Origin of the sequence: Corynebacterium amycolatum, assembly GCF_016889425.1 — a bacterium.
Lineage (GTDB): Bacteria > Actinomycetota > Actinomycetes > Mycobacteriales > Mycobacteriaceae > Corynebacterium > Corynebacterium amycolatum.
The window spans coordinates 324,233-336,710 of the sequence record NZ_CP069513.1 but is presented as its reverse complement, the minus strand read 5'-3'; the positions used below and the strand labels follow the sequence as shown (position 1 = coordinate 336,710).

The following is a 12,478-nucleotide window of genomic DNA, read 5'->3' as shown; positions in this document are numbered from 1 at the left end:
GCGTGCTGCGTCGCGTACACGTTTTAAAAGCAAAACCCGCCCGGTCTCGTTGAGATAGGGCGGGTTTTGTCGTTTTTTTTGGGGGGAGCTGCTGAGTACGGATTAAGTAGCAAAAGATCGCGGGCTGCAAATGTGAAACTGTGCGAGTTTATGGCACTTTCAGGTCATTTTTCGAGCCATTTTTGTCATAAACGCGGTCACTACTCTCGAGTACTTCTAGCAGCGCTTAGCTTTCCTTGTTCGCGTCCCACAGTCGCTTGCCGACGAGTCCCGCGCCCCCAGCAACTCCTGCCAGTAGTGCTCCGATCGAGAGCCACCGCATCGTGGCGAAGGTTACGGAGCGGAAGTGACGGTAGTCGTAGATCGTCCAACCCATCTTCTGGGCGTAATTCCGCAATTTGCGATCCGGGTTGATGGCCACGGCGGTGCCCACCATGGACAGCATGGGAATGTCGTTGGCGGAATCTGAGTATGCCGTGCAGCGAGACATGTCCAACCCGGAGGAGGCCGCCAGAGCTGCTACCGCGTGCTTCTTACCCGGGCCGTGGAGGATATCGCCTACCAGGCGGCCGGTGAACTTTCCGTCTTTGACCTCGGCGACTGTGCCGAGGGCGCCGGTCAGCCCGATGTGCTTAGCGATAACCTGGGCCAGCTGCACCGGGGTGGCGGTGACCAGCCAGACCTCTTGGCCAGCCTGGATATGCAATTCCGCCAGATCGCGGGTGCCCTGGTAAACGCGGTCGCTGATCTTTTCTTCAAAGATCTCTTCGCCGAGTTTGACCATTTCATCCACATCGTGGCCGGCGAAAAACTCCAATGCCTGTTCGCGGGCCTTAGCTACGTCGGCGGCGTTTTCCGCGCCCGAGATTCGGAATTTAAGCTGTTTCCAAATCATCCCGGCCAAATCGCGCTTCTTGATGAACCCGCGCTCGACCAACCCCATGGCAAAGAGGAAGATTGATGCGCCCTGGACAAGCGTGTTGTCCACGTCGAAGAAAGCGGCTGCGCCTTGATCTCGTTCGACACCCGGAATGGGCTGCGAGAGCACACGTGCACCGCCAGCGGCATCTTCGGCACCCGCTACACTGCGAAATCCCGTAGCCAGTTCTTCGCCGCCGACGTCGTAGACCTCGCCGAGAGCTTCCAGCGCATTGGCAGCTGCTGCAGTACCAGCTTCCTCCTGTGCTTCATCATTGAGCGGAGCGAGAACTATCTGCTCGAGGAAGTTGCGGACGTTCCCCTGCGAGGAAGCAAGGTCGCCCAGCATGTCGATGGGGAAGGGGGAGCGGTTGTTGGCACTGAACTCACTCACGGTACGAAAATCTCTTTCCACGGTGTATGCAACTGATATCCGTTATCGGAAGCTCTTGTTGAATAGTATCCGCTCTTTAGGCAAAGCTGCGCGCTGAGATTCAAGGAGCGGATAGGGGCAAAGATAAGAAGGGTCACTTTTGCAAGGGAATTGTGGGGAGGGGGACGTCGTAAAGCGAAACAGTCGACCTTTAGACTGACCGTTATGGTGACTGTGACGGTGATGAGTAGGAAGACGTGCGGTTCGTGCGCTCGCGTGATTGCGCAGATCGAGCCGCTGGTTCGGGACCAAAATGCGCAGTTCCAGGTGGAAGACGTGGATACCGATCCGAACTTGGCCATGGAATTTGGCGATCGCGTGCCGGTGATTTTGGTCAATGATGAGGAAATCGCTTGCTGGGAAATCGATGACGATGAGCTCCTGGAAGCGATAGCGGAGGTCGAATAAGTTCCCGAGACAGCTCTGCCGAACTGCTAGGAGCTGGGGGAACATGGCAGAATGTGGAGTAGCGGCAAAGAAGCAGTAGAGCGCTGCGAACATCGAGGTAGAGGCTAAGTAAAGTATGCCTTTGTTGTGGCGAGATGGCAGAGTTGTCTAGCGTTAACAGTCATAGCTGTGTGAAAAACCCGTAGCGGGGACTGTGAAGGAGCAATAGAGCGGTGATTGAGCGGTGAGTGTGCTTCTCGTCGGAATGTCGTACCGGTCTGCACCGGTGACCCTTCTTGAAAAGGTCTCTGTCGGTGAAACTGAGCGAGAGGCCATTTTGGCCCGTCTGGTCGCGGATGAAGCAATCAGTGAAGCGATGCTGTTGTCGACCTGTAACCGCGTTGAGTACTACGTGGTGGCCAACGGCTTCCACTCTGGGCTATCGGCTGTGGTCCGTGAAATTGTCGGTCGTACTGGGCTCGAACTCGATGAACTGACGCCGCACCTCTATGTGCGGTATGCACAGGCTGCGGCGGAGCATGCTTTTTCGGTGTGTGCTGGTCTCGACTCGATGGTGCTGGGCGAACAGCAGATTATCGGTCAGATTCGCAATGCCTACCAGGAAGCGGACGAAGCCGGCACAGTCGGTCGCATGCTGCATGACTTGGCACAGAAGGCGCTGCACACAGGCAAGCGAGTCCACAGCGAAACGCTGATTGATAACGCGGGCGCATCGATGGTCTCCGTGGCCATCGACGAGGCGGTTGCTGCACTGCAACCCGGATTCAACTCTGGTGTTGACGTCGCTGAGGGTACCGATATCCTGGCCGGACGTTCGGCTCTGATCCTCGGCGCCGGTGCGATGAGTTCGCTGGCCGCTAGCTACCTGGGGCGCTGCGGTATTGACCGTCTGATTATTGCCAACCGCACCGTTGACAGGGCGCAGAACCTGGCCAACCACTCCATCGAAGCAGGCATCCCCGCTACTGCTATTGCGTTGCATGATTTCGCCGATGTCCTCGATGATGTGGACATTCTCGTCAGCGCCACTGGGGCCATGACTCCCGTCGTTTCAGCTGCTGATGTCATCGACCACGGCCCGCTCGCCATCGTCGACCTGTCTATGCCTCGCGACGTTGCGGAGGATGTCTCCGGGCTTGAGGGGATTGCACTATTCAACATCGAATTGCTGCAGATGACTCGCACGGAGGTCCCGGGCCGTGATGATGAGGCTGCAGCGCGCGACATTGTGGCCGAAGAGTTGGAGTCCTACCTCACGGCGCAGCGTGCAAGCGAGGTAGCACCGACTGTTCGCGCTCTGCGTGAGCGTGCGGCAGATGTGGCGGCGGCTGAGCTCGCTCGCCTGGAGGCGAAGACACCAGGTCTTACGCAAAAGGAACGTCGCGAAGTCGAGTCCACGGTTCGCCGCGTCGTCGATAAGCTCTTGCACGCGCCAACGGTGCAGGTCAAGAAGCTTTCTAGCCAGCAGGGTGGCGGCAACTACGCGCTTGCGCTGCAGAAGCTCTTCGACCTGCCTCTATCTACGCCCTCTGGCCTGTATGCTGACACCGATATCCCCGCAGATCTCATGGTTGAGGGCCGAATTGGGCGGATGCAGGGATTTGAGCAGTATGGTCTTGACAGTAGTGCCATCATTGAAGGCGTTGCTGAAACCACCAAAAATTAACACCCGGAGGGAAACATGCCTGACCCAGCGACTATTCGTATCGGTACCAGGGGCTCGGAACTGGCCACGACACAGGCCGGCCACGTCCGTGATGCACTGATTGAGCTGGGGCAGCCTGCAGAGCTGGTGATTGTAAAGACCGCCGGTGACCATAACCGCCACGACCCGGTGGAAAAGATTGGTATCGGTGTCTTTACCCAGGCGCTGCGTCATGCACTCCGCGAGGGGGTGTGCGACATTATCGTGCACTCGTTTAAAGATCTGCCCACGTTGCCGGAAGACGACATGATGGTCGCAGCCGTGCCGGAGCGCGTCGACCCGCGAGAGGCGCTGATTTCCCGCGATGCCACGCCGCTGATGGACCTGCCTGAGGGGGCTCGAGTGGGTACCTCCGCGCCGCGTCGTGTCTCTCAGCTGCGTGCGCTGCGCTCCGACCTGGAACTTGTACCACTGCGTGGAAACATCGAAACCCGCATGGGGCGCGTCTCTGAGGACTTGGACGCTGTCATTCTGGCTCGCGCCGGACTGGAGCGTACGGGGCGTCTCGGAGAGATTGCGGAATCCCTGGACGTGGACGTCCTCATGCCGGCCCCGGCGCAGGGCGCCCTGGCGCTGGAGTGCCGCACTGCTGACCGCGAAATTGTGGATATTCTGCGGAAGATTGACCACCCGGTGTCCCATGCCCGCGCTGTCGCTGAGCGCGCTGTACTCAATGAGCTGGAAGCGGGCTGCACCGCCCCGGTTGCGGCCTACGCAACCGTGAGCGATAGCGGTGAACTCACCCTGCGGGCGGGGGTGTTCGCAGTCGACGGATCGCGCCAGTTGCTCGAGACCGCTACCGCAACCGTGGATAAGGCCGATGAGCTTGGCCGGAAGGTTGCGGCGGCCCTGCTTGAACAGGGTGCTCATGAGGTAATGGGCGATACCCTGCGGGAATCTCAAAAGTAGCCGGTTAGTTAATTTGGCTCAAACCCTTTATGCTAATAGGCCTGTATGCATGCCGTTGGGATAAGGGTTTCCTTCGTGTGCTCGCATGTGAGATTCAGGTGTCTACCTGCCCCTCACATGTGTTGGCGCATGTCCGCTTTCTTCCTTAGTGACTCATCGGCACGAAAAGTGAACAACCAATAGAAAAGAAATCACTCCGCAACGATGAACACCTCCCTCCCCGCAGCAACGGGACGCATCCTGTTCGTCGGCGCTGGTCCTGGAAATCCCGACCTGCTGACGCTTCGCGCCCGTGAGATTCTCGCAGACACCGCTATCGCCTACGTCGACGCCGATGTCATGCCGGGGGTTCGAGAACTCGTCGCAACCGATGTGCCTGTTCCTCCCAAGCTGCTGAAGGAAGCCGAGGAAGAGTACGAGCGCATGTGCGCCGCAGCCAAGGCCAAGGGATCTCGTCGTAAGCCACCGCGTCCGGCACCGCCGACCGCCGCAGATTTGCGCGAGCCTATCGACGATCCCAAGAAGATGGCCGCCCTGCTCGTCGAAGAAGCAGCCAAAGGCAATGACGTAGTGCGTTTGGTGGCCGGAAATCCGCTGACCAACGATTCGCTGCTGGCCGAAATCAACGAGGTCTCGCACGCCGAGGTTGAGTTCCAGATCGTCCCTGGTATGTCCGTGCCCTCCACCGTCCCGGCATTTGCCGGTATCGCGTTGGGTTCGACGTACACGGAGACCGATCTCGGTCGCGCCGATGTGGACTGGGACGAGTTGGCGCAGGCACCGCAGCCGCTGGTGCTGCAGGCCGTGCAGGATGACCTGTCCGCGATTGCCTCCGAACTCGGTGAACGCGGTCTGCCGTCGGCGTTGCCGGTGTCGGTGACTGTCAACGGTACTACTCGTCTGCAGCGCACCTACGACGTCACGCTGGGCACCTTGGCGCAGCTTTCGGGTGACCTGACCGGTCCGCTGGTGGTTACGCTTGGCAAGGGTGTGGACAATCGCTCGAAGTACTCGTGGTGGGAAAACCGGGCCCTCTACGGATGGAAGGTGCTGGTCCCACGCGCCAAGGCGCAGGCAGGGCCGATGAGTGCTCGTCTCGTTGGGCACGGCGCCATCCCGATTGAGGTCCCGACCATCTCAATCGAGCCACCACGTAGCCCAGCGCAGATGGAACGCGCCATCAAGGGGCTTGTCGACGGCCGTTACCAGTGGGTTGTCTTCACTTCCGTCAACGCTGTCACCGCAGTGTGGGAGAAGTTCCAGGCATTCGGCTTGGACGCGCGCTCGTTCGCTGGAGTCCGCATCGCAGCCGTCGGGCATCGCACCGCTGCTGCCATCCGTGATCTCGGCATTACCCCGGAGCTGCTTCCGGACGACACTCGTCAGAACGCCGCGGGCATCGTCGACGTGTTCCCGGAGTACATCGAGGATCTCGATCCGGTCAACCGCGTATTGCTGCCACGCGCCGACATCGGCACCGACGTGCTTGTCGACGGTCTGATTGACCTGGGCTGGGAAGTCGATGATGTGGTCGCTTACCGTACCGTGCGGGCAGCGCCACCGAGTGCGGACATCCGCGACATGATTAAGTCCGGTGGCTTCGACGCAGTGTGCTTTACCTCGGGGTCGACGGTGAAGAACCTGGTCGGCATCGCGGGTAAGCCGCATGCTCGCACCATCATTGCCTGCATCGGGCCGATGGCCGCAGCCACGGCTCGCGAGTACGGTCTGCGTGTAGATGTCGTGCCGGAGCGGGCAAGCATCTCGGAGCTGGTGGACGCGCTGGCAGAGCATGTTGCGCAATTGCGGGCTGCAGGGCAACTGCCACCGCCGCGCAAAAAGCGTCGTCGTTCGCGTAAAACCAAGGCCTAAACCAGGGCGAATCGGGGCGAGTTCGCGTTTTGATTAAGGTTGTCTTTATGACTACATCTGGAGCTTCTGAATCATCCCGCGAAATCGATCTCGAACAGTTTGGATTTCCTCTCCCGATTCGTCGCCCACGCAGGCTGCGCACCAACCCGGTGATGCGTGCGATGACGGCAGAGACGACACTGACTCCGAAGAATCTCATCCTTCCCATGTTTGTTGCAGATGGGATTGATGAGCCGAAGCCAATCAGCTCCCTGCCCGGGGTAGTGCAGCACACCGAAGACTCCCTGGTGGAAGCTGTGCGCGAGGCTGTTGAGGCAGGTATCTCGGCGGTTGACCTCTTCGGTGTCCCGCTCGATGCGGATAAGGACGGCGAGGGCTCTGAATCCTGGAATCCGGAGGGCGTTCTCAACCGCGCTCTGCGTCGTCTCCGCGACGAGTTCGGGAATGACATTCTGATTATGGCCGACACCTGTCTGGATGAGTTCACTGACCACGGCCACTGTGGCGTACTGGGCACGGATCGCTTCGGCAACACGGTCGTTGAGAATGACCGCACGCTGATTAACTACGTCAAGATGGCCGTTGCCCAAGCCGACGCCGGTGCACATATCGTGTCCCCGTCGGGCATGATGGACGGCCAGATTGCCGCTATTCGTGAGGGGCTGGACGCCGCTGGCCATGAGGATGTCTCCATCATGGCGTACTCGGCAAAGTACGCCTCCGCCTTCTACGGTCCATTCCGTGAAGCCGTGGGCAGCTCGCTACAGGGCGATCGCCGTACCTACCAGCAGGATCCTGCAAACCGTCGTGAGTCCCTGCTCGAAGTGCAGCTCGACGTTGACGAGGGTGCGGACATGGTGATGGTCAAGCCGGCCATGAGCTACCTGGACATCCTGCGCGAGGTCGCAGACATCTCGCCGGTGCCGGTTGCTGCCTACCAGGTCTCTGGTGAGTACGCGATGATTCACGCCGCTGCCGCCAACGGGTGGATTGACCTGGATGCTGCGATGATGGAAGCAGTGCTGAGCATTCGCCGTGCCGGTGCGGAGCAGATTTTGACCTACGCAGCGGTGGACTTGGCGAAGAAGCTGCGCGCCCAGTTCTAATTCGCTGAGGCGAACGTGCAGTAATAAACATCGAGAAGTGGACGGATGACTAAAGAAGAGAAGAAGCCCGCAATTCCCGAGCAGGTCGAGGGAGCTAGGCAGGCGTGGCGGGTTACGGCCGTGTTGCAGCTGCTCCTCGCTGCAGTAGCCACGGTGACCTACTGGCTGCATCCGGAAATGCTGATGAGCCCCTCAACCGCTAAGGAGAGTTTCCCGGGTTTCAGCGAGGGCCAGATTGATGCCGCCATGAAGGCGAGTATCGTTATCGCGTTCTTTTTCGCAGTGGGGCTTTGCATCGCGTTCTTCGCCATCATCGAGCGAATGCGCAAGGGGAGCGAAGGTGCTCGCACCGTGCTGGTTATCGGCTCGCTTTACCTGGCACTGTCGGCGCTGATGTCCTTCTTCTCTTCTACGGCTTCAGAATCGGGAGTGCCATCATCCCTTGTTCTTATCAGCGGAATTGTGCGAATCGCCTCTGCCACTGCCGCGGTAGCTGGCCTGGTGCTCGCCGCCTCGAAGGAGTCCAAGGACTACTTCAATCATCAGCGCCCCTCGAAACCGTGGACTCCGTCCGCGCCGAAATCGCATCTGCCGGGAGCGTCGAAGCATGGCGCTGATACAAAGCAGCAACAGCAGCTGGACCAGTCACAGCCCAAGCAGCCCAAGCAGCCTGAGGAGTCCAAGCAATGATGTCCCTGCCGAGTCGGCCCTGGCAGTGGGTGCTCTTCGTCGCGCTCATCGCCCAGATTGTCCTGAGCTTGATACTGGTCACCGGAGATTACTCGCAGGCTCCCGCTGCCGTTGGCCGCGATATCTACATCGTCGCCGGTGTGACGCTGGTCTGCTCGCTCATTGGTAGCGGCTGCTTGCCGACGGCCACTGAGTTCAAACTCTCCCGGAACTGCCTGCTCATCATGGTGATTGTCACGGCTCTCGCCATGTTCTTTGCCATTATGGCCGGTGCGCTGACTGTATGGGTTATCGTGCCCAGCCTGGCGATGGCGTGTGGACTACTGTTGCTCTATCGTGAATTAGCGCTCACGCGCGCCAATCAGCCACAGGATTAGACGGAAAGTTTCAAAGGCCATGAGTGACACCGGTGAGTTTGATTTCTCTCTGGACAATCGCGTTGAACAGGCGATTGTGGATGCCAAGGTCGCTGCTCGTAAGGCATTGCCACGAAGCCGTCAGGATATCGACGAAGAAAGTGCCCATCAGCGGCTTGCACACCGCAGAGGCCAGTCCAACACAGCTTTCGCACTCATCCTGGAAAACTTGGAAAACGCCGAGAGCGCTGAGCGTGCTGAGCATGTTTTGGAATCCTTTCCAGATGTGACAGCCTCTGTGGTTTACAAGCCCGGACGCGCGTGGATTACAGCGCCCGATACCATCGATCCGAATCAGTTCATCGAAGCTCTCCGCGAAATCGGGGTCGAGTCGTACCTCACGCGCAGCACGCTTCGTCGTCGTGCAACTCGGCTGGATGTGTCACAACATCGCCGTCCCGCTGTTCCGGCTGCCGCTCAACAGAATGAGGAGGAGCGCATTCGCCGTCGTGAAGCGGCCTTGCGCCGAAGCGGCGGCGGTGCGGAGGTACTGTTCACGGCGCGTGAACTGGTGACCAAGCAGCGCTTTTGGGGCAGCCTGTTCCTATCGATTCCGGTGCTGGTGACGTCGTTGAACGTCAACTGGCAGTTCCCGGGCTGGCAGTGGATGTGCCTTGTGCTGACCACGATTGTGGTGTGGTGGGGTGGCTGGCCGTTCCACCGGGCAATGGCGGCGTCCCTGCGTCGGCGGATGTCGGCGCTGGATGGGGCGAGCTCCATTGCCATTCTGCTGGCGTGGCTGTGGTCGCTGGCGCAGCTTATCTTTGGTCCCGCGGGACAGATTGGATATACCACTGCGCCCACGTGGTTTGCTTTCAACTACCGGGAAAGCGCCTCGGCAGAGGTGTTTTTCGACGTTGCTTGCGGCCTGACCGTGCTGTTGCTAACAGGCCGTATGTTTACGCGCTACAACAAGGTGCGTACTGGACAGATTTTGCGCAACCTGCGCATTCCAGCTGAGCGAAATGTGACGGTCGTGCGCAAGAGCGCCAAATCCGCGGAGCCGAAACGAGTGGAGGTAACGGTCGCCGAGCTCAATATCGGTGATGACATCGTGGTTCCACCGCACTCGGTGATTCCGGTCGATGGCTCAGTCATCGGTGGTGCGTCCACGATGGATGCACAGCTACTCGGTATTGGCGTTGAACCGCAGAAGGTCAAGGTCAACTCCAAGGTTTGGGCCGGCGCAATCAACCTGGATTCGGAGCTCAAGGTGCGCGTGGAGCGCACCGGTTTCAAGACCCGGGCGTCATCGATAGCGCGCTGGCTGCGTCAAGCGGTTCGAGAAGAAACGGTGATGCACCAGACCGCAGTGCACTCGGCATCAGAGCTGGTGCCGTGGACGCTGTCATTGGCAGGCGTGGCATTTTGCGGCTGGTGGCTGGCGACGGGCACGATGAGCGGTGCCCTCGCGGTGGCGCTGGCCATACTCTCGGGCATCGCGCCGGTGGCATTGGCAATGTCTACGTCGACCGTGCAGCGCATCGGGATTCTGGCCGGTGCTAGTAACGGAATTTTGATTCGTGGCAATGAGACTTTCCGGAAGTTGGCTACCGCCAATGTGGTGATTTTTAACCGAGTTGGAACCCTGACCGAGGGTGACACCCACGTGCTCGGTGTCGCCGCAGAGCGCAATGAAAATCCGGATTTGGTTCTGCGTGTGGCGGGCGCTCTCATGATGGAGAGCAACCACCCGGCATCGGCGGCCATCGTGCGCGCGTGCCGTGCATCCCGCGACGCCGGTTCCGGCGGTGGCGAGGTGCCGCACTGGATTGAGACCGTGCATGTCGCAATTGCGGAAGACGGTGCGTTCGTTGGCCAGGTAGAGATTCCGGTGAAGGACTCCGACGACAAGTTGGAGATGCGCTTTGTTGAGGGGCGTGTTTGGCGTCCACGTGATCTCACTGCACTCAGCGAGAAAATGGCCGTGGCTGCGCTCAGTGGCGGTACACCGATGGTGGTGTCGTGGCGTGGCAAGGTCCGTGGTGTTATCACCATTGGTGAGGACATTAAGCCCGATGCGGTCGAGAGCATTGACCAGCTGGAGGATATGGGCGTGGACACCATGATGATCACTCGAGATCCGTATCCAGTAGCTCGTCGTTTTGCTGACCGGCTGAATATCTCGCGAGTATTCGCGGGCATCATTGCCTCCCGCAAGGCCATTGCGGTGCGTTCGGTCCACAGTGACGGTGAGACAGTCGTGATGGTTGGCGACAAGGACATCCGGGACTCTCTGCGTGCCGCTGATGTGGGTGTTTTGATGGACAACACCGAAGGCAACCAGAATCTTGATGTCGATTACGCCGATGTCGTGGCACTGCGCAACAACGTGTTGTCGATTCCGGAGGCCATTGAAATCGCACGTGCTGTGGTGCGGATGATGGACTCCAACATCTACTTTGCGTGGTTCTACAACGTTGCAGTCATCCTGCTGGGTATGACCGGTATGATTCACCCGCTCCTGGCATCGCTATTGATGATTTTCTCCAGCTTGTGGATCGACTGGCGTTCCCGTCGAGTGTCGTCCCGCAGGAAGCATCTATTCAGGGTGAAGCTGGGACGTTGGTAGGGCAGGGTAGCCCTTAATCCGAGTGGCCGTCTACGATGGTCACCGTGACTCAAGACATTAATGCTCCTCATGTCCCAGAAAACGTTGAGCTCACCGAGCGTTCGGCAGAGTTCTTTACGCAGGCTCAGGCAGTGACGCCGGGTGGCGTGAACTCGCCGGTCCGCGCCTTCGGTTCCGTCGGTGGCACCCCACGTTTCATTGACCACGCCGCGGGCTCTCGTCTCGTGGATGTTGATGGCAACGAATATGTGGACTTGGTCTGCTCGTGGGGTCCAATGATTCTGGGCCACGCCCACCCGGCAGTGGTGGAGGCCGTTCAGAGTGCCGCCACTCGCGGGTTGTCTTTCGGCGCTCCGACGACGGCTGAGACCGATCTGGCTCGTCACATCGTTGAGCGCACGTCGGTAGATGAGGTGCGTCTGGTCAACTCCGGCACTGAGGCCACCATGTCCGCAGTTCGCCTGGCTCGCGGTTTCACTGGCCGTTCCAAGATCATCAAGTTCGCCGGCTGCTACCACGGTCACGTGGACGCGCTGCTGGCATCGGCCGGTTCTGGTGTCGCTACTTTTGGTCTGCCGGATTCGCCGGGTGTCACCGGTGCATCGGCTGCCGACACCATTGTTGTTCCTTACAACGACATTGAGGCGGTCAAGGCCGCATTTGCTGAGAACCCGGGCGAGATTGCCTGTGTCATCACTGAGGCGGCAGCGGGCAACATGGGTACCGTCGCACCGCAGGACAACTTCAACGCGAAGCTGAAGGAAGTCTGCCACGCAGACGGCGCTCTGCTGATCCTCGATGAGGTTATGACTGGCTTCCGCGCTTCCTACAACGGCTGGTACGGCATTGATGGTGTGGCCGGTGACCTGACCACCTTCGGCAAGGTCGTCTCCGGTGGTTTGCCGGCCGCTGCCTTCGGCGGTCGCCGCGATGTCATGGAGTATCTGGCCCCGAATGGTCCGGTGTACCAGGCAGGTACGCTCTCCGGTAACCCGGTCGCTATGGCAGCTGGCCTGGCCAACCTGGAAAACGCCACGAAGGATGTCTATGACACCGTTGCGGCCAATGCGGATTGCCTGGCCACGATTCTGTCCGATGCCCTGACCAAGCAGGGCGTGGCCCACCACATTCAGCGTGCGGGCACGATGCTCTCGCCGCGCTTCGCCGAGGGTGAGGGGCACAACTTTGAGCAGATGCAGGCAGCGGATACTTTCCGCTACCCGGCCTTCTTCCACGCACTGCTGGCCAATGGTGTCTACCCGCCGGCTTCTTGCTACGAGACCTGGTTCGTCTCCGCCGCACTCACCGACGCCGACTTCGAAATCATCGAGCGTGCAGCAGCCCGCGCGGCCGAGGCGGCGGCAGCCGCCAAGCCGGAGTAGGTGACACGTGTCGAACAAGACCGATTCGCAGGCCGAGCAGCAGGCAGCACAGCAAGCCACACCGCAG

10 protein-coding genes are annotated in these 12,478 nt (G+C 59.7%); 9 read left to right on the top strand and 1 reads right to left on the bottom strand.

Annotation, left to right across the window (positions count from 1 at the left end):
• Positions 1–226: 226 nt before the first annotated feature.
• On the bottom strand, positions 227–1,351 hold the full coding sequence (locus I6J19_RS01550) for an HAD family hydrolase (protein WP_038627542.1): 1,125 nt from the start codon (positions 1,349–1,351) through the stop codon (positions 227–229).
• 165 nt (positions 1,352–1,516) lie between these two features.
• Between I6J19_RS01550 and I6J19_RS01545 the strand changes: the two genes are divergently transcribed.
• The 9 genes from I6J19_RS01545 to hemL all read left to right on the top strand — a co-directional run bounded on the left by I6J19_RS01545 (position 1,517) and on the right by hemL (position 12,411).
• On the top strand, positions 1,517–1,759 hold the full coding sequence (locus I6J19_RS01545) for a glutaredoxin family protein (protein ID WP_038627544.1): 243 nt from the start codon (positions 1,517–1,519) through the stop codon (positions 1,757–1,759).
• Positions 1,760–1,982: 223 nt separating this feature from the next.
• The gene (locus I6J19_RS01540; RefSeq protein WP_038627546.1) at positions 1,983–3,425 is read left to right on the top strand and encodes a glutamyl-tRNA reductase; all 1,443 of its coding nucleotides are present in this window, start codon (positions 1,983–1,985) and stop codon (positions 3,423–3,425) included.
• Positions 3,426–3,440: 15 nt separating this feature from the next.
• Positions 3,441–4,373: a hydroxymethylbilane synthase gene (hemC, locus tag I6J19_RS01535; RefSeq protein ID WP_038627547.1), complete on the top strand. Its 933-nt coding sequence runs from the start codon at positions 3,441–3,443 to the stop codon at positions 4,371–4,373.
• 204 nt (positions 4,374–4,577) lie between these two features.
• Positions 4,578–6,245 carry a bifunctional uroporphyrinogen-III C-methyltransferase/uroporphyrinogen-III synthase gene (locus I6J19_RS01530; RefSeq protein ID WP_038627549.1) on the top strand — a complete coding sequence of 556 codons (1,668 nt, stop codon included), beginning with the start codon at positions 4,578–4,580 and terminating at the stop codon, positions 6,243–6,245.
• 152 nt (positions 6,246–6,397) lie between these two features.
• Complete coding sequence (gene hemB, locus I6J19_RS01525; RefSeq protein ID WP_235191288.1) at positions 6,398–7,351, top strand: porphobilinogen synthase; 954 nt, start codon at positions 6,398–6,400, stop codon at positions 7,349–7,351.
• A 45-nt stretch (positions 7,352–7,396) separates the two neighbouring features.
• The gene (locus I6J19_RS01520) at positions 7,397–8,041 is read left to right on the top strand and encodes a hypothetical protein (RefSeq protein WP_038627553.1); all 645 of its coding nucleotides are present in this window, start codon (positions 7,397–7,399) and stop codon (positions 8,039–8,041) included.
• A complete protein-coding gene (locus I6J19_RS01515; protein ID WP_038627555.1) occupies positions 8,038–8,418 on the top strand; it encodes a hypothetical protein in 381 nt (126 codons plus the stop codon). The genes I6J19_RS01520 and I6J19_RS01515 overlap by 4 nt, the downstream gene beginning before the upstream one ends.
• A 19-nt stretch (positions 8,419–8,437) precedes the next feature.
• Positions 8,438–11,029: a heavy metal translocating P-type ATPase gene (locus I6J19_RS01510; protein WP_038627557.1), complete on the top strand. Its 2,592-nt coding sequence runs from the start codon at positions 8,438–8,440 to the stop codon at positions 11,027–11,029.
• Positions 11,030–11,064: 35 nt separating this feature from the next.
• Complete coding sequence (gene hemL / locus I6J19_RS01505; RefSeq protein WP_038627559.1) at positions 11,065–12,411, top strand: glutamate-1-semialdehyde 2,1-aminomutase; 1,347 nt, start codon at positions 11,065–11,067, stop codon at positions 12,409–12,411.
• Positions 12,412–12,478 lie beyond the last annotated feature (67 nt).